Source organism: Robertkochia solimangrovi, assembly GCF_007279655.1.
Lineage (GTDB): Bacteria > Bacteroidota > Bacteroidia > Flavobacteriales > Flavobacteriaceae > Robertkochia > Robertkochia solimangrovi.
Map to the genome: position 1 here is coordinate 25,869 of NZ_QKWN01000016.1, position 18,714 is coordinate 44,582.

General features: G+C 39.9%; 11 protein-coding genes and 1 tRNA gene. 7 read left to right on the plus strand and 5 right to left on the minus strand.

Translation table 11 applies throughout. The annotated features are described in order from the left end of the window. The first annotated feature begins 149 nt into the window (after positions 1 to 149). The 5 genes from DMZ48_RS17930 (at position 150) to DMZ48_RS17950 (ending at position 12,528) form a co-directional block, all read left to right on the plus strand. Positions 150 to 2,531 carry a DUF2339 domain-containing protein gene (locus tag DMZ48_RS17930; protein ID WP_143956555.1) on the plus strand — a complete coding sequence of 794 codons (2,382 nt, stop codon included), beginning with the start codon at positions 150 to 152 and terminating at the stop codon, positions 2,529 to 2,531. Continuing rightward, complete coding sequence (locus tag DMZ48_RS17935; protein WP_143956556.1) at positions 2,515 to 3,744, plus strand: DUF3999 family protein; 1,230 nt, start codon at positions 2,515 to 2,517, stop codon at positions 3,742 to 3,744. Before DMZ48_RS17930 ends, DMZ48_RS17935 begins: the two co-directional genes overlap by 17 nt. A 299-nt stretch (positions 3,745 to 4,043) precedes the next feature. After that, the gene (locus tag DMZ48_RS17940; RefSeq protein ID WP_143956557.1) at positions 4,044 to 6,854 is read left to right on the plus strand and encodes a carboxypeptidase-like regulatory domain-containing protein; all 2,811 of its coding nucleotides are present in this window, start codon (positions 4,044 to 4,046) and stop codon (positions 6,852 to 6,854) included. Positions 6,855 to 6,857: 3 nt separating this feature from the next. Continuing rightward, the gene (locus DMZ48_RS17945; protein ID WP_143956558.1) at positions 6,858 to 11,456 is read left to right on the plus strand and encodes a TonB-dependent receptor plug domain-containing protein; all 4,599 of its coding nucleotides are present in this window, start codon (positions 6,858 to 6,860) and stop codon (positions 11,454 to 11,456) included. Between the two features lie 76 nt (positions 11,457 to 11,532). Continuing rightward, on the plus strand, positions 11,533 to 12,528 hold the full coding sequence (locus DMZ48_RS17950; RefSeq protein ID WP_143956559.1) for an LLM class flavin-dependent oxidoreductase: 996 nt from the start codon (positions 11,533 to 11,535) through the stop codon (positions 12,526 to 12,528). Here DMZ48_RS17950 and DMZ48_RS17955 read toward each other — a convergent pair. From DMZ48_RS17955 to DMZ48_RS18950, 4 genes are all read right to left on the minus strand, one after another. Next, complete coding sequence (locus DMZ48_RS17955) at positions 12,525 to 13,082, minus strand: hypothetical protein (protein WP_143956560.1); 558 nt, start codon at positions 13,080 to 13,082, stop codon at positions 12,525 to 12,527. The genes DMZ48_RS17950 and DMZ48_RS17955 overlap by 4 nt on opposite strands. Positions 13,083 to 13,094: 12 nt before the next feature. Beyond that, positions 13,095 to 13,826, minus strand: a complete 732-nt coding sequence (locus DMZ48_RS17960) for an ankyrin repeat domain-containing protein (RefSeq protein ID WP_162558759.1) — start codon at positions 13,824 to 13,826, stop codon at positions 13,095 to 13,097. 189 nt (positions 13,827 to 14,015) lie between these two features. Further along, positions 14,016 to 14,882: a tetratricopeptide repeat protein gene (locus DMZ48_RS17965; protein WP_143956562.1), complete on the minus strand. Its 867-nt coding sequence runs from the start codon at positions 14,880 to 14,882 to the stop codon at positions 14,016 to 14,018. Between the two features lie 284 nt (positions 14,883 to 15,166). Then, entirely contained in the window at positions 15,167 to 15,379 is a 213-nt protein-coding gene (locus DMZ48_RS18950; RefSeq protein ID WP_143956563.1) for a 3-keto-5-aminohexanoate cleavage protein, read from the minus strand. Positions 15,380 to 15,520: 141 nt separating this feature from the next. Here DMZ48_RS18950 and DMZ48_RS17975 point away from each other — a divergent pair, with 141 nt between their 5' ends. Then, complete coding sequence (locus tag DMZ48_RS17975; RefSeq protein WP_143956564.1) at positions 15,521 to 16,825, plus strand: T9SS type A sorting domain-containing protein; 1,305 nt, start codon at positions 15,521 to 15,523, stop codon at positions 16,823 to 16,825. 288 nt (positions 16,826 to 17,113) lie between these two features. Here DMZ48_RS17975 and DMZ48_RS17980 read toward each other — a convergent pair. Further along, positions 17,114 to 17,195: transfer RNA gene (locus DMZ48_RS17980), tRNA-Leu, on the minus strand. A gap of 98 nt (positions 17,196 to 17,293) precedes the next feature. Here DMZ48_RS17980 and DMZ48_RS17985 point away from each other — a divergent pair. Next, a complete protein-coding gene (locus DMZ48_RS17985) occupies positions 17,294 to 18,691 on the plus strand; it encodes a dipeptidase (RefSeq protein WP_143956565.1) in 1,398 nt (465 codons plus the stop codon). Positions 18,692 to 18,714: the final 23 nt, after the last annotated feature.

The following is an 18,714-nucleotide window of genomic DNA, read 5'->3' on the forward strand; positions in this document are numbered from 1 at the left end:
AATAACTGATTTTCCATTGCGGTATAAAGTCAAATATTCGTAGGAAAATCAGTTATTTTCATATGTTTGTACCCGAAAAACTGTAAAATATAGTCATAGAGTTTTCGTTATTATCTTGTCCCGCTTCCTAAACTATGTAATTAAATTGTATGAGTGAAGACCAGAATTTAAATGCCTTATTAATCCGGTTGGAAAATCTGCAAAAGCGACAGGAAGAATTTTCCCTTGAGATCAGTGCATTGAAATCAGAGATTTATCGCATTAAAGCAGCGGCATCTGAATCAGTTCAAAAGGCTGAAGCTGAGACTGTGATTGTCACCGAACCGAATGTTGAGCAGGTGCATGAAAAACCTGAAGTTCCTGCGGTAGAAAAGGAGGTTCAACAGGTTTCTTATATATCCAAAGAACAGGCTCAGGTTGGTGCAAAGACTGTTTATGGTGCCAGACCGGTTGCTAAACCCAAAACGGATATTGAAAAGTTCATCGGGGAGAATCTCATCAATAAGATCGGAATAGTTATCACCGTTATCGGTGTGGCCATAGGAGCTAAATATGCCGTCGATCACCAATTGATAAGTCCGCTCACAAGAATCGTACTGGCGTATGTTTTTGGTCTGGGATTGTTGGGTACTGCCTACAAGCTTAAAAGTAAATATGAGAATTTCAGCGCCGTACTATTGAGCGGAGCGATGGCAATCCTCTATTTTGTTTCCTATCTGGCCTATAGTATGTACGCTTTGATTCCGCAATTCATGGCTTTTATACTGATGTTGCTGTTTACAGGATTTACGGTTTTTGCAGCCATACGATATAACAGGCAGGTCATTGCTCATATCGGACTCGTAGGTGCTTATGCCTTGCCATTTCTTTTAAGCGATGGCTCCGGAAAGGTTGGATTCCTCTTTTCTTATATGGCGATCATCAATATAGGGATCTTGTTCATCGGATTCCGGAAGTACTGGAATGCGTTGTTCAAGGTGGCCTTTGTACTTACCTGGATGATATTTTCTTTCTGGTATTTTACAGATTTCAGGCAGGGTGAACATTTGATCCTGGGTTCTGTCTTCGCGTTTATATTCTTTGCGATTTTTTACGGAACCTTTCTGGCCTATAAATTTATTCGTAAAGAATCTTATGCAAAGGAGGATGTAGTTTTCCTTTTATTGAATTCAGTGATCTATTACAGCCTTGGATATGCCATTCTGGGAAGAAATGAAACCGGTGAGCAATTACAGGGGGTGTTTACTTTGTTCAATGCAATCCTGCATTTTGTGGTATGTGTGAAAATATACAACGATAAACTTGCAGACAGAAAATTATTCCAGCTTGTTGCTGGTCTGGTCTTACTTTTTGTGACACTGACATTTCCGGTTCAACTCGATGGAAACTGGGTTACCCTGTTCTGGATTGGAGAAGCCGTATTGTTATATTACATAGGGATTAAAAAGGATGCACCGATCTATGAAAAGCTTTCCTACCCGATTATGATACTGGCATTTTTCAGCTTGTTACAGGATTGGGCAATAGGTTATGACGCGTATTATTTTGAAGGAGAGGGGTCATCAATGTTACCGATCCTGAACTTTATGTTCTTTACGTCCTTATGTTTTATCGTGGGATTTGGTTATATTATGTATCTCAATTATCGGGAAGGGCATAATTCAGCGGTGATTCAAAAAGGAATTTATAAATGGATCTCCAAGACAATCCCTTATTTGCTGCTGATCGTGGCCTATTTTGCCGGCCGAAATGAGATCAGTTATTATTTCTCTCAATTATATCAATCATCAAAACTAGCAACAGATGCTTCAGAATCTTTTGGGAGCACGTTCTGGAATAATGATCTGAATGGTTATCGTATCATATGGATTATTAATTATTCATTGATGTTCGTTTCCTTGTTAGGGGTGGCAAATCTTAAATATCTCAAAAATCGAAAATGGGGGGTTTTGAATGGGGTTTTACTGATATTTACGCTTTTAGTTTTTATGGGAGAAGGGCTGTATGTGCTCAGTGAGTTACGCGAAAGTTATCTCGACCCGATGCATCCGGAATATTATTCATATTCGGTCTTCCATATATTGATTCGGTATGTGTCATTTATTTTTGTGGCATTCGCTTATCTGATCTGTCGAAAATATTCCAAAGCAGAATTTATGGGTGCGGGCTTGAAAATACCTTATGAACTCCTGCTTGCAGGTGGGGTGTTATGGTTGCTAAGCAGTGAACTTATTCACTGGATGGATATTGCAGGATCCTCTGCCTTGTATAAACTCGGACTGAGTATTTTCTGGGGGATATATTCGCTGGTACTTATTGTAATTGGTTTGTGGAGAAACAAGAAACATCTGAGAATTGCGGCAATAATTTTATTCGGTTTGACACTGGTGAAATTGTTCTTTTATGACATCGCACATTTACATACTATCGCAAAAACTGTGGTCTTTGTTTCTTTAGGAGTATTGCTATTGATCATTTCCTTTCTGTATCAGAAGTATAAAAATATTGTTTCCGATGACACAGGGGAGTAAACTATATCTGTTTTTATTCTTGCTTACAGGACTGTTCACGTACGGCCAGTTCGATGCATTTGGTTATAAAAGATCAGTGCAGGTTAAGGCGGGATCTTGGCAGAAGATCGCGTTGCCGGATGCGATCTATGGAAGGCTGTCAGAGGACTTGACGGACCTGAGGATCTATGGTCTTTCAGGGAATGATACCCTTGAAGTGCCTTACCGGATCGTCAATAAAAAGGAACGAATATCGGAGGATACCATAGGATACAAGATCCTGAACCGGTCTCGTAAGGGGAATGAATATTATTTCACCTTCGAAATTTCTGAGGATCAAGCGGTAAACTTCATGGATTTAAACTTCAGTAACCGAAACTTTGACTGGAGCGCAGATCTGGAAGGAAGTAATGATCAAAAGGAGTGGTATACCATTTTGGAAGACCAACGAATGCTGTCGATCAAAAACAGCAAGGCCGATTACCGTTACACGACTCTTAACTTTCCTGACTGCGGATACAAGTATTATCGACTGAGTTTTCAAAGTGATAAGAACCCCGGATTGTTACATGCTTCCCTGTTCAGAAAAGAGGTTGTAAACGGAGAGTTTAAAACCTATAAAAAGTTGAATACCGTCACCAGGGAGAATCGCAAGTCGAAACATACAGATATCGATGTAACGTTGAAAGAGCCGGTACCTGTAAGCAGAGTACGGATCACAGTGGCAGATACCAACGATTACTACCGACAGGTGGTCGTGCGCGGACTGAGCGATAGTATCAGAACGCAGAACGGCTGGGTGTATACGTATAAGGAACTCGCTTCCGGTACCCTGAGCTCAATGGGGAAGAATGATCTTGAGTTTGATGATAAAGTGGTAAAGAAATTAAAGATCACTATACAGAACAATGATAATGCACCCCTGGTCATACGTTCCCTGGAAGTGGAAGGTAACCCATATGCTTTGGAGGCAAGATTTGCTGAACCAGCTGATTATTATCTGGTGTATGGAGGAAAGCATGTTCAGCGCCCTGAGTATGATATTAGGTTCTACGAAGATAATATTCCTGACAACATGCCTGTGGTGATACCGGGTCTTGAGGAGATTATAAAAAAAGATGATCCTGAAGTAATTTCACCACTTATCGAACATAAATACTGGTTGTGGTTGGTGATGGGATTGATCGTACTAACAATCGGAGGTTTTACATTGAGAATGATGAAGGGGGAATAAGAATAATTTTATACCACCGTAGACTGTCAATACCTGACGAATTTTCATACTATTAACAGTTATATGTATGTTTCGTTGAGGGGGTTATTATTTTTGATTAGATTTTCTTACGCACTTTCTTGTTTGTGAGAAAAGTTCTTTCTATTTTGAGGATGATTTCTAAAGTTTTTTAACCTAAATGAAATTGTCTTTTTGTGTAATTGTATTGCGTATTCAGTTTTATTGTTAAAGATGGAATCTGAAAATGAGTTAGAGGGGATTGCCTGATTACGACGATTTTTTGAATTTCAATCTGTAAGATGCGAAACTACATTGTACTGATTTTTATACTTTTTTTTCAGTTTTCAAATATCTATGCCCAGGAGGGAATTGTTTCAGGGGTGCTGGAAGATGAAACAGGACCCATGCCAGCTGTGATGGTGAAGATTAAAGGTACGAATCTTGGCACTCAGACAGATTTTGATGGGTACTATAGTATTCATTGTTCCGTGGGTGATGTGTTGGTTTTTAGCTACATTGGAATGCGTACCAAGGAGGTTGTAGTAACTGCACAAATGTTGGGAGGTGTAATGGATGAAAATTCGGTTTTGAAGTCTCCGGTGATGTTAAAGGAGAGCCAGGATTATCAGAATCTAGCTTTCAAAATACCTGATTCCATAAGCAAACAGCAAAACAATTTTCACTTACCCTATGTGCTCAGTGGGTCAAGTTACTTTTTTCCCACTGAGTCGATCAAAAAATTAGAATTCGAAACCAATGTATTGAAGGTAACTCAGTTTGAGTCGGTGTATCGGTATGAAATCGATCTTAATATTGGAAGTGGGCTCAAGTATGCCGACAAATCCAGATTGCCTGGATTACAACGAGCGTACGCTCAGGGGAGGCCACAGGAAGGTAGTCTGCAATGGTTCGGGCCTGAAACAGGGGAGATCTTCTCCTATGGTCCTAATATCAATTCTTTGGTGTTTGATGGGTCGGATTATGCGTATGATGACAACGGCAGGCTTATTATCGGTTCAGGAGGGAATACTATTTTACCTTATAAGAATTCAATGTTGCGATCCAGGTATACTTCTTCGTATAATCTGGCAGTCAAGGTTGCGAATGAAATTAATCTGTTCAGGCTTGGAATGCGCTATGAATCTGAAAAGGATATTTTTAATCTGGAAAGAATAAGTTCCTCTCAATTAAATTTTGATTATAAGTATAAACAATTATTGGATTTCAATATCCATCTGGAAGATTATAAAGATGAGCAGCCTAACATCAATGGAATTCTGAACCATGCCCTGATGTCTGCATGGATCACCCCGGTAACCTTTCAGAATTCACAGGGGTTTCTTTTGGGGAATGATCAACAACGCAGCTTTAGTCCTGATAATTTTAATAACCCTGAATGGCTTTTGGGATTGAGTGGTAATGAAGTGGAATTATTCTCCTTAACCTCTTCGGTTAATTCGAAGGTTGAGTTGGGGGAAGAAGTTACGTTGAATCTGGAGGCTGATTATGTTTTGACCGGCAATGATCAAAATTTTAGGCTTCCGATGAATTCGGTTGGTTTTGAATCCGGGTATTCCAGTCGTAAACAAATTGATCAAGGGGCTTTTCATGCTTTGAGCAAGTTGGGTTTCAATGCTTATATCGATAATATTACTTCGTTGGCAGGTTTCGTTAAATTGGAGTACGATAATACTACCTTGGATTTTAAACTGTTGGAGCAATCGGGGTTTTCTGGTTTTGACTTTCAGGAGGCTTCTGAGATCTCTCAAAAGGATTTGAAACTAACCGATAATGTTTTCAGATATTCCGGAAAAATTGATTTTGATCTTTACTTTGCAGATGCCTTTCTCAGTCTCACCAATAATGGTGTGATATCCAAATATCAGGGTACGAAACTTTTCCTTCCTACCGTATTGATTAACTACGGTTTTCAAGAACTTTTTTATATCGATTGGATAAATCGATTGAACCTATCTGTCGGATGGGGTAAAGATGTGAAATTGATGCCTCTGTATTATAATAATCAAAGTCACAACAGCTTGGGAATACTGCCGGAAGAACTTGCCGGACTCAAGACTAATAATGATCTTTTTGTGTCAGATTTTCTGGACTTCGAGAGTGTTGAGAATCTAGATTTAGGTATGAGTATTGATTTATTTAACTACATGATCGGGATTGAATTCGCATACTTCCAATCAACGTCCAAAAATTCAATTTTTCCTATTCTTCGGAATAACGGTTTTGAACTTCAGAATATCGCGAAAATCAGGAATAGGGGGGTCGATGCCTCTCTCGTTTTTAATCTTCCGGGCTATGGTCATAACTTCGATTTGAGTTCAAGTTTTCAGTTTTCAACCTTTAAAGGGAAAGTACTGGATTTAAACGGTGAAACTGAAAAGGTGCCGATTGCAGGTTTTGCGAATATATCAAACAGTCTTATCCAGGGAGAACAAACAGGAACTCTGATCGGCTCTGGTTATCTCAGGGATCAGCAGGGTAACAAAATTATTGATGATTCAGGGTATCCGATCGTAGCAGAAAATCAAATGGTCATAGGGAATGTGACGCCCGATTTCAATCTGAGTATGATGAATGAGATCGATCTGTGGAGATTTAATCTAAAATTTTTATTGGATTTTCAAAGTGGAGGAGATGTATGGAATGGCACGAAGAATATTTTGAATTATTTGGGCAGGTCAAAAGAATCTGGTGATCTACGCAACACGACCGGATATATTTTTCAAGGCGTAGACCGTTCAGGTCAGCCAAATATGATCCCGGTAGATTTTGCCAATCCGGATCAGAATGTGACTGAAAACCGATGGGTTAGGTATGGTTTTGACGGAGTGGATGAAGATGCCATCGTAGATGCTACTTATTTTAATATCAAATCAGTAAGTCTGGGTTATGATGTAGTTGCTTCTGAAAAAAGTACTTTATTCCGCGAATTCAGGATAAGTCTTTATGCTACCAACCTTTATTGTATAACCCGATCTAAAGGCATATCTCCCTACAACTCTCTATTTGGATTTACCTCCGGGAATGGGCTTGATTTATTTAATATACCATTACAAAAGGAGGCAGGTATAAAAATCGATATAAAAATTTAATCCATGAGAACAGTTATAAATATAGTATCATCGGCATTAATCGCGCTTCTCGTCATTGGATTTGCCCTTCCGGAAAGGAATACCTCTATTGAAAAAGTATACACCCAAACCGATAAGCCTTTGTATTTGCCCGGAGAAACCATCTGGTTCAAAAGTTATATTACCAATGCAGAAAATCGGATCTCTATTATTAGTGAAGTGTTGCATGCTGAACTTATATCCCCCAGAGGAGGTGTTATAGCGACTAGAAGCCTTCGTATTAAAAATGGGTATGCCTATGGTGATTTTGATATTTCTGAAGAATGGGCCGGTGGAAAATATACATTAAGGATGTATACCAACTGGATGAAAAACCTGAAGGAAGGAGAATTCTTTGAAAAAGAACTGATCATCCAAAAGATTGTCAGTCCAAATCTGTTAATGTCCCTTGATTTTAACGAAAAGGCCTATGGCAAGGGTGGACATGTTATAGCCAATTTAGAAATTAAAGATCTGAAAAATAGTCCCCTGGGTAATTTCGTGATCGATTTTCAGATTTTGGTCTCCGGTGCCTTATACAAGACAGGAAGTTTAAGAACTTTGGATGATGGCAAAATTAAGGTTGATTTTGATCTCCCCGTCGATCTCAATACAACGGATGTAGTGTTGAATGTAATGGTTCCTTATAAAGGACTCAATGAATCTATCGCAAGAAGTATTCCCGTTTCACTGGATAAGATAGACCTTCAGTTTTTTCCGGAAAGCGGAAGTACAATTCAAGGGGTAAATAACCGTATTGCGTTTAAGGCGGTTAATGAATTTGGTAAGCCCGCCGATGTCTCGGGAGAAATTGTGGATGAAACCGGTGAAAAAATTGTCGCCTTTCAAAGTTTCCATGATGGAATGGGGCAATTTGAAATGACCCCCGATACGCAACATTATTATGCCAGGATTCTAACTCCATTTATTTCGGATTCATTGATTGCCTTGCCGAAGAGTTTGCCTTATGGTACAAAATTCTCGGTGATGCAATCTGGTTCGGTCTATGATATTGATATCTTTTCAACCGATACGGATGAAAAGATCCTGAAAGTATCGGATGCAAGCGGAATTTATAAAACCATACCGGTGAGTCTTTCGAATGGTCGTGCAAAACTTGTCTTACCCAGGGAACAGCTTCATCATGGCATACAAAAAATAACCTTGTTAAGCAGTCAAGGAACTGGACTTGCGGAGAGGCTTCTGTTCTGTGATAATTCAGGATTTCTCAAAATAGCTGTGGATCTGGATAAGGAGTTATATCAAACCAGAGATAAGGTTAAGGTACATATTAAAACAACAGATGCTAATAATAATCCGGTTTCTGCGAATTTGTCGGTAGGGGTGGTAAATAATAAACTTATTTCTTATGCTGATGATAGGCAGGATAATATCTTGACATATCTGTTGATGAGTTCCGAATTAAAAGGTAGAATCCATGAGCCATCCTTTTATTTTGATGCTGAAGAACCAAAAGCTAGAAAGGCACTCGATATGGTAATGCTGACACACGGATGGAGAAAGTTTATCAGTAATGAAGATAAAATGGAGGATGCGATTTATCTGCCTGAGAACCTACTTAGACAGATCGGATATGTTATTGATAAGACGGGTAAACGTGTACAGGCTCACCTGGTGTTGTTTGAGATTCTTTCGCAGAAAGCTTACCCTTTTGAAACCGATAGTAACGGAAATTTCAAATTCACTGTCGATAATAACTCAGAAATGGTTTTGATCGCATATACTGACGACGGAAAAGATTTGCAGATTATTTCAGAGGGGCTTACTCAAAATAAAGGAGAAGGAAGTTCCGGAGGCTCCGTAGAGAGCGAATTGATGGGTAAAGATACTTTATTTAAAGAAAGCTATTTTAGAAGTCCACAAATTAGAGGTATTCAGCAGGAAGTTGAAAATACTGGTTATTTAAGAATGATGATGGATTCAGATGCTGCTGCATTAGATGAGGTGGTGGTCGTTGGGTATGGCGCGATTTTAAAGAGCAAAACCATTGGAGGATCAGTAGTTACCATTGATCAAAATGAATTGTTCGAAAATGGTCAGAATATCTCTGATCTTTTGGGTGGTAGGGTATCGGGTGTCCAAATAATCGAATCATCCGGAAATCCGGGAAGTACCAGTAATATACGTGTTAGAGGGAGTTCTACAATTTATGGTGATTCTCAGCCTTTACTGATCATCGATGGCGTGCCCGTCGATGGAGTTAATTATACACGGATAATGACTTCTCTTGAAGCTTCGGAAATCGAATCAGTAGGAGTGATAAAAGGTGCAATGGCTGCGGCCTTGTATGGGAGCAGAGGAAGTAATGGGGTAATTGTGGTTAAAACCAAAAATGGCTACAATAACACATTATACATGGCAAAGGAATTCAAAAGAGACCGATTTTTTAATTATGCTTTTAAGCGATTTAGACAATATGGGAGAATGTCCATGAGTGAGAGTAAACTCTTCTATGCTCCCGTTTATGATAGTGATATAATATCCGAAGAGCGCTCAGATTTCAGAAGTACGATCTATTGGAATCCGGTGGTACAAACAGATATGAATGGAGAAGTGAATCTTGAATATTACAATTCGGATGAGATCACTTCCTTTTTGATAACAACGGAAGGGATTGGATATAATGGAGCCGTTGGTAGAAATGAAACAGAATACGCGACCGGAAGACCGCTGAATATGGATTTTAAATTCCCTGAATTCATGGTTCTAGGTGATACCTTAAGAATTCCAGTTCGCATTAATAATGAAACCAAAAAAATGCTTTCAGTCAGACTCGATACTGAGTTGCCAGCTGCCTTGAAATTTGTGAAAGGTTTCGAAAGTTCAAAGCTGAAAATCCCAGCGAATTCCAGTGTTGTTGAGGAATTGACCGTAGTGCCTGTTGAAACCGTTGTGGATGATGACTTTATTGTAAAAGTGAGTGGAGAAGGATATAATGATGTGGTCATTAGAACGTACGATGTCATTAGCCCTTATTTTCCCACTAGTGCTGTGATTTCAGGAGTTAGAAATGGCAACTATGAATTTGAGGTGAATAATGCAATAGCCGGAAGTATTCGAGCTGATTTAAATGTTTATATCGATCTGATTGGGGATGTCATGGATGGAGTAGAATCGATTTTGCGAATGCCTTCTGGTTGTTTTGAGCAGGTTTCGTCCAGTACTTATCCGAATGTAATGATTCTTAAGTATCTCAAAGAAAGCGGGAAACTGAATACTGAAATCGAGAATAAGGCCATGAATTACATCAAAAAAGGCTATCAGAAATTAGCAGCCTATGAAACCGCTGAAGCAGGTTTTGAGTGGTATGGTCATAGTCCTCCTCATGAAGCCTTGTCTGCCTACGGGTTGATGGAATTTTCGGAGATGAAGGAGGTTTATGCGGGAGTAAGTGATGCGATGTTGAAAAGAACGATCAATTTTTTAATGAGTCGCAGAGATGGCAAAGGAGGTTTTAAGCAGCATAATGGAAAGTATGGATTTTCCGGTGCTCCGGAAGATGTGAATAATGCTTATATCGTATATGCGATTACAGAGTCGGGACATAATGTTTCATTGGATCCTGAATATCAACATGCCTATGATGATGCGTTGAAAAGTAATGATTCTTATAAAATGGCTATGATGGCTATGGCAAGTATAAATATAGGGCGTTCTGACGAGGCTGATATATTGTTCGATCGTTTGCGGAATAATATTAATGAATATGGGTTTGCTGAATTACCCGTAAAAAGTACCATTACCCGTTCCTATAACAATTCTGAGAAGATCGAAAACGCTGCCATGAATGTGCTGGCCCTATCGAGATCCGGGGAAACAACAGATGAACAATTGATCAGTAAGGGCGTTGAATATATACTTTCAAACCGCAAGAACGGTCGGTTTGGTTCTACACAGGCTACTTCTATGGCCTTAAAGGCTCTGATCACTTATAATAGAGATCTGAAGCAGAAATTGATCGATTCCGGTAATTTCCTGACCATTGAGATCAATGGGCAAAAGGTCTTAAGTGAATTGAAATCAAATAAAACAGGGAAGGTCGAAATTCCTGGATTGGAAAAATATATAATAGCAGGGAGGCAGTCCGTAAACATTGCGTTTTCAAATCCGGAAAACACTTTTCCTTATTCAATGGATGTCTTCTGGGATAGTAAGATCCCGGATTCTGATACAGGTACAGAATTGGAACTGATTACTACCCTAGCTGATTCCATATATACCGTGGGGAATTCAGTCAGAATGAATGTTAATGTAAGAAATGTCAAAGAGAACCCCTTACCGATGTCCACTGCTGTCATTGGGATTCCGTCGGGTACCACTTTACAAACCTGGCAAATAAAGGAATTGCTGGATAAGCGTGTTGCTGATTATATTGAGATCATGGATAATTATTTGGTGTTATACTGGAAGGAATTTGGACCTGGTGAGGTAAAACAGGTAAATCTTGATCTTAAAGCTGAGATCGGAGGTAATTACAGAGCCCCTGCAAGTTCGGTCTATGTCTATTATGCCGATGAGCTAAAGCAATGGGTGAAAGGGGAGGAAATCGAGATCGTCAATTGATCAGATTATTATCCCTCGAATTTTGTCCTTAAATTTGTCTTTTAGTTGTGTTCAATAAAAAGCAAATTTTCCCCCGATGAAAAATATACCCTTATCCGTACTGGACCTTGCGATCGTGGTTCAGGGTGGCGATCCTGCAGATGCGATCCGCAGAACAGTTACACTGGCACAGCAGGTAGAAAATCTAGGTTATAATCGACTTTGGCTCGCCGAGCACCATAATATGGAACATGTAGCCAGTTCTGCAACTTCGGTATTGATCGGACATGTGGCGGGGCAAACGAAACATATGCGAATAGGTTCCGGAGGAATTATGCTACCCAATCATTCGCCTTTGGTGATCGCCGAACAATTCGGAACGCTGGAATCGATCTATCCGGGGCGTATCGATCTCGGATTGGGAAGAGCGCCTGGGACTGATCAGCTCACCGCCTATGCATTGCGAAGGAATAATATGACTGCTGCAGATCGTTTTCCGGAAGACGTTAAGGAATTACAACAATATCTGAGTACTGACAACCATGGTGCAAAAGTGAGAGCCTTTCCCGGAGAAGGACTCGATATCCCTTTATGGATTCTCGGTTCAAGTACCGATAGTGCTTATCTCGCTGCGAATTACGGACTCCCTTACGCCTTCGCCTCTCATTTTGCACCGGCGAAACTGATGGATGCCATCGAAATTTACAGAAACAACTTTAAGCCTTCCGCACAACTCGAGAAGCCTTATGTTATGGCCTGCGTTAATGCCATTGGAGCCGATACCGATGAGGAAGCTGAACATTTGGTGACTAGTCTCTATAGAATGTTCATGGGGATCATTACGAATAATCGCAGTCCCCTGAGTCCGCCTGCACCGCTACCGGAAATGTTCTATCATCCGGAAATTCAGCAGATGGTTAGAAATATGACGCTCTATACCTTCACCGGAAACAAGGAAAGTCTGAAGGAAAAGTTCGAAGTGTTTGTCGAGGCTACCGGGGTCGACGAACTTATGATTACGAGTCCGATCTATGATATGGATGCCAAGTATAAATCGTTTGACTTGGTAAAGGAAGTTTTTGAGACAGCCTAATCCTCAAATTGTAAATGCTCATTTTCATTTAACTGTAAGGGTGACCATTTAAGATAACCAAAAGCATTTTTTCTCAAATAAAACATAAGATAGATCCCTGAAGAAAGAATCAGGGGATAAAATACAGTCAGTGCCATCAGTATCAAAATATCACCGTCATTTTCTATTTGTCTGAAGAATTCAAGGGCGAAATTGACTATGGATACGGAAAACCAAAATATTCCTGGAAGGAGAAAACGGCCGTTAAATTGCCAAATATTAATCGTGATATAGATCGTAATGATAAGGAAGGCAAATGACAGAAAATCAAACCTTTCGATCAGATCTAATAGGGTAGTCAATTCGAACAGCAAAAAGAGACCCCATATGATCGATATCGCAATATGAACGTTATTAAATTTTAATTTTGATTCTCTGGACGGTAAGTGTGCAAGGATTTTTCTAAGTGTTACGTCCTCGATCTTGTCCTTATAACGGTTGTACAATTCAGATTTGGAGGCGACACCTAATCTGAGATCTTTTATGATCTCAGATTTTATTTCTTTAGCGGTCATAGTGGTAAGATGTTATTTTGATAAATAACTTTCAAGCAACTGAGCCGCCTTTTTTTGTCCTCTTTCTTTAGCCAGATCATATGCATTTTTCTTGTCATTGTTTTGGAGTGTCAGGTCGGCGCCGTTGGCCATCAACAATTCAATAACATCTAAATAGCCACTTTTAGCAGCTTCTCCTAACGCAAAATCACCTTCTATATCCTTATTGTTGACATTTGCTCCTTTCTCGATTAAAAATTTGACAACTTCAAAGTGACCTTTTGAGGCAGCATGTTCCAAAGGTGTAGCACCATCTAAAGCCTTTGGGTCAACTTCAGCGCCATTTTGAGCTAAATATTTTACAATTTCAATATGACCGTTTCTTGCCGCAACCCGGATTGGTGTAAAATCCCGATATCCTTTGCGATTAGGATCGGCACCATGATCAATTAATAGTTTGACAATATCATAGTAACCTTCCTGACAAGGATATTCAAGAGCAGTTGAACCTACAGGTTGAACTTTGTTGATTTGATTGACATCTGCGCCTGACCTGATCAGTAATTCTGATATTTCATAATTATTATCTGCCGTTGATCTCCATAAGGGAAACAGTCCATTTTCATGAAATTCGTTTACATTATTCCCTTTTTTGATGAGGGTGGTTACTTTTTTCAAATCTCCATCTTCAACAGCTTTGTAAAGTTTTTGAGAATAACCAATAGTGGTGAGTAGGATTAAAATTGAGGTTAGGATTTTTTGCATTTTCATACGTATTAGAATTGATATTTTATTTTTCTTGTGCTTTACTGATTTCTTTATAGCGCTTCCATATTCTCAATGGATTCGCTTAACAGGTTTTTTTATTCATCGACTTTGCTCGGAATTTCAGTGAGGTCGCTAGCGCGTAAAAGGTGGTTCAGCAAACCGATATTTTCGGCTGCAGTTGTTAAATTAATTTTCATCCCACTTCTCTTCAAAAAGATCGATAAATTGTTCATATCTCGAACCGTCTTCCGCGTACAATCTCGTAAGCGCTGCCCATTCATCAAATTTCTCTTTATTTCTTACTTGATAATAGGATTGGGCCATATTGACTGCCATTTCACTTTTTTCAAAGTCATTGTCTGAAAGCTCTATTCCTTTTTTATAGGTGCTTTCCGCCATATCGATCTGGTTCATATTTTTAAAGGCGAACCCTAACTCACGATAAAAAAAGAAGTTGGCAGGGTCATTTTCTATAGCCATTTCGAGAACTTTAATGGCATTCTCATAATCTCCCAGCGCGTTATACGCATACGACAATTCAAATTCGAGACCTTTAAAGTGCGGTTCCTGTGCATAGGCCTTCAATAAAGGAGAAAGCGCTAATGCGCTGGCACCGGCATGGTTATAATGATATCCAATATTCTTTAAATAGGATGTACTTTCACTTTCTTCTTTGTAATATTTCAACCATTCAGGTTCTTCCGGAAGATTTAGTTCAGATCGTATGTCATCAGGTATGATAGTGACCAGAGTCCAATTCGGATCGATCCTGTATTTAGCATGGAAGGTTGTATCTGCTTCCTGAGAAACATAGTGATTCGAATCATCGATATAAAATTCACTTCCAATATGATAGGTAAAGCCCGCTTCGTCATCAATATAAATGAATCCGTAATGGTAGGTGGAATCGGTATCACCTGGTGGCAGGGCGACCCACTTGTCAACGGCTTCATAATATTTTGTAGTAAACTTTAGCTCCGATTCATTATTCTGTGAATTTACATGGATAATAAAGAATAGTAGTGCGACTACAATCATCATATTATGTTTCATAATCAAATATATAAAGGTTGAAGCATCATACAAAGCATCCCCGGGCCTTCGACGTGTTTTAAAAGTAATAAATTTCTTAAAATAAATCGAATAACAGTAATTAAAAAGACCTTAGAGCTACAATACAATAGGAATTTGAAAACGTATAACAGTTAAGTTTATGAAAAAATAGGCAAGCCTGTTTTTTAGGTTATTTTCTGTACTTTATGACAGTATCGATCGGTATTTCATTTGACTTCGCAGGGCTTCCTAGTCATGTTCCTTCCAGGAACTTGTCCTAATTCCTACAGGAATATTTCCACATCTTTTTCAGATACTAAGTATCTGTTTTTGACATATGCCAAGGTAAGTGTCTCCTGACCTTTCTGATTCCTGGTGTGAAAATGAATTGATTTAGCGCCTGCCTTCACTGCGTTGTATGCCGCATCCGTAATCTCAGATGTCGTTTTCGCGATCAAGATTTCATTTCTGTTGCCATTTATAGCGACTTGAAGCATAATGTTTTCCTGAGTTGACTACAGGGTAATGTTTTTAAAGTTGTGAAGACATAAAAAATTAAAGTTAATTCACTGTAAAACAGCAATTAAGGTGCTGTTTTACATGCATTTTTTGTAAATTTAAGAGTATAAATTACGGTTATGAGAAGGTTGTGTTTTATGGTAATCGTGCTACAGGTTTTATCAGTAGCACTCTTGAGTGCACAGACTAGTGTGACGGATCTGGTGCTCATTAATGCAGATAATAATACGGAGGTCAGGACACTCACAAGCGGAGCGGTGATCGACCTCACGGAAATTCCAAAGATCAATATCCGTGCAATTACTGATCCGGATCTGGTGGGTAGCGTGGTTTTCAGGATCAATGGAAAGAGTTACAGAACAGAGAACATAGCTCCCTATGCTCTGGGAGGAGATTTTCCGCCTGGTACTTATGCGGCTTATCCGGCTTCCGTCGGAACTTTTACTGTGTGTGCAATACCCTATTCAGGCAGCAATGCTTCCGGAGTACAGGGAACGGAACGCTGTGTGGAGTTGACCTTTATAAAGAGTGATGCCGCTCCGGTGATCGGGGTTCCGGATCATGAGGATCTCAATTTTTGGGGTGAGATGATCGCTATTCAGGTGCTGGCAACTGACCCACAAGGGAAATCTGTAACTTTTAGTGCAGAAGGATTGCCGCCTTCCCTGGAGATAGATCCCTCTAGCGGACTCATAAGTGGGGTGTTGGATCTGGTGAATACCTATGGTAGTTCCACCGGGTTTGATGCATTGATCACGGCTACAAACAGTGATGGGCTATCTTCAAATGCGCCTATCGATTTTTTTATACTGCATCCGAATATCGAGTCCTTTACCCTGATCAACACGGAGACGAATCTTCCGGTTCCGGGTTATGACCCTATTCCTTATGGTGGAACTATCGATCTTTCGGAAACAGGCGGTCAGTTGAATATACGGGCAAATCCGGCAATACCGGTTATCTATGGAGGTAGTGTGTTGTTCGAATTGAACGGAGCGTTTGTAAGGGCTGAAAATATTGCGCCCTATGCGTTGGGAGGAGATGCTCCCCCGGGTCATTATTACAACTTTCCTTTAGTTCCCGGAAATTATAATCTTGCGGCGCGTATCGTTTCCGGGGTTAATGGTAGTGGAGGATTCAGTTTCTATGGAAATACGAATTTACCTTTTTCAGTGATCGATGGTGTTTCATCGACTTCACTTGCCAAAGTATATCCTAATCCTGCGTCTGAATATATCGAAATCTCAGATCTGCAAAATGTGCGATCGTTCGCCATCATCGATCAATTTCGGCAAACGGAATTCAGTCAACCCGTAAATACGGATCTGCAACGTATCGATATCAGTAATTTACCTTCCGGTCTCTATATCCTCCGGTTACAATATGATAATACGGTTAAGAATTTAAAACTGATCAAGCGATAGCAGGAGGATCTTTATGGACTGCACAGGGAAGGTTTTAATCTTCAATGCAACATCGAATGGACGATCGTTCATTCGCTTCCTATTCCCTGACCCCGGCCCTAAAGGGCGGGAATAGGATAGTTGGCCATCAGGAAACTTTTCTTGATTTTATTTGAGGTTAAAGTGATATGAATGAGAAAGATGTTAGGGGTAGGTTCTAAATGATAAATGTTAAGATTGTAGATTATAATTTACAATTAATTGAGCAAGTAATAAAATGAAAAAAGCCCTTCGTTTGAAGAGCTTTTGTGCGGGTGAAAGGACTCGAACCTTCACACCTTGCGGCACTAGATCCTAAGTCTAGCGTGTCTACCAATTCCACCACACCCGCGAATTGTGGGTGCAAATATAAATGAAAAAATGAAATTACAATGCCTATTCTTTAAAAATTTCATTTTTTGTATTTTTGAGCAATTCAATTAAAACTTCATGGAAAATATAGCGTCGTATATCACGACACACAAAGATCGATTCATACAAGAACTCGTTGAACTCTTAAAAATTCCATCCATCAGTGCCGACCCTGCTTTTGCTCAGGATGTTCTCAATACCGCTGAAGCTGTAAAGAGCGCATTAGACGCTGCCGGATGTGAGGTTACGGAGATCTGTGAAACACCGGGATACCCGATCGTTTACGGAGAAAAGATCATCGACCCAAAACTACCTACGGTATTGGTGTACGGGCATTATGATGTACAACCACCGGATCCGGTTGATCTTTGGAATTCTCCACCTTTCGAACCGGTGATCAAAGCCACCGATCTGCATCCGGAAGGAGCCATATTCGCACGTGGTGCCTGTGATGACAAGGGGCAAATGTATATGCATGTGAAAGCTCTGGAATTTATGGTAAAGAATAATGAACTCCCGTGTAATGTTAAATTCATGATCGAAGGTGAGGAAGAAGTAGGTTCTGAAAGTCTGGGTTGGTTCGTGGAACATAACCGGGAAAAGCTCGCAAATGATGTCATTCTGATTTCCGATACGGGAATGATCGCAAAGGATATTCCGTCGATCACAACGGGATTGCGTGGGCTGAGTTATGTAGAAGTGGAAGTGGTTGGCCCGAACCGGGATCTGCATAGCGGACTCTATGGTGGGGCGGTAGCGAATCCGATCAATATTATGACGAAATTGATCGCCTCCCTACATGATGAAAATAATCATATTACCGTTCCGGGATTCTATGATAAGGTGATTGAGCTTAGTGTTGAGGAAAGAGCTGAAATGGCCAAAGCTCCTTTTAACCTTGAAAACTATAAAAAGGCGCTCGATATCGAGGATGTTTATGGAGAGAAAGGCTATTCTACCAATGAACGTAACTCTATTCGTCCGACACTTGATGTGAATGGAATCTGGGGCGGTTATACAGGTGAAGGCGCCAAAACAGTGATCGCAAGTAAAGCTTACGCAAAGATCTCGATGCGTCTGGTGCCGGATCAGGACTGGAAGGAGATCACACAATTATTTAAAGCACATTTTGAATCCATTGCTCCCAAAGGAACCCGTGTCACGGTAAAACCACATCATGGAGGATTTCCCTATGTTACTCCTATGGACAGTCTTGGGTATGCTGCTGCAAGTAAGGCTTATGAGGCTACTTTTGGAAAGACACCGATTCCTCAGCGAAGTGGAGGAAGTATTCCTATTGTGTCCCTTTTTGAAAAAGAACTTAAAAGTAAGACGATTCTGATGGGCTTCGGACTCGACAGTGATGCGATCCATTCCCCGAATGAGCATTTCGGACTTTGGAATTATCTGAAAGGAATTGAAACAATTCCATATTTTTATAGGTACTTTACGGAATTATCAAATAGTGAATCATAAAAATTAATCAATTACCAACCAAC

What these genes read in the sequence shown, in the direction of transcription:
- DMZ48_RS17930 (WP_143956555.1), top strand. Translation starts at nt 150, where the DNA reads ATGAGTGAAGACCAGAATTTAAATGCCTTATTAATCCGGTTGGAAAAT.
- DMZ48_RS17935 (WP_143956556.1), top strand. Translation starts at nt 2,515, where the DNA reads ATGACACAGGGGAGTAAACTATATCTGTTTTTATTCTTGCTTACAGGA.
- DMZ48_RS17940 (WP_143956557.1), top strand. Translation starts at nt 4,044, where the DNA reads ATGCGAAACTACATTGTACTGATTTTTATACTTTTTTTTCAGTTTTCA.
- DMZ48_RS17945 (WP_143956558.1), top strand. Translation starts at nt 6,858, where the DNA reads ATGAGAACAGTTATAAATATAGTATCATCGGCATTAATCGCGCTTCTC.
- DMZ48_RS17950 (WP_143956559.1), top strand. Translation starts at nt 11,533, where the DNA reads ATGAAAAATATACCCTTATCCGTACTGGACCTTGCGATCGTGGTTCAG.
- DMZ48_RS17955 (WP_143956560.1), bottom strand. Translation starts at nt 13,082, where the DNA reads ATGACCGCTAAAGAAATAAAATCTGAGATCATAAAAGATCTCAGATTA.
- DMZ48_RS17960 (WP_162558759.1), bottom strand. Translation starts at nt 13,826, where the DNA reads ATGCAAAAAATCCTAACCTCAATTTTAATCCTACTCACCACTATTGGT.
- DMZ48_RS17965 (WP_143956562.1), bottom strand. Translation starts at nt 14,882, where the DNA reads ATGAAACATAATATGATGATTGTAGTCGCACTACTATTCTTTATTATC.
- DMZ48_RS18950 (WP_143956563.1), bottom strand. Translation starts at nt 15,379, where the DNA reads ATGCTTCAAGTCGCTATAAATGGCAACAGAAATGAAATCTTGATCGCG.
- DMZ48_RS17975 (WP_143956564.1), top strand. Translation starts at nt 15,521, where the DNA reads ATGAGAAGGTTGTGTTTTATGGTAATCGTGCTACAGGTTTTATCAGTA.
- DMZ48_RS17985 (WP_143956565.1), top strand. Translation starts at nt 17,294, where the DNA reads ATGGAAAATATAGCGTCGTATATCACGACACACAAAGATCGATTCATA.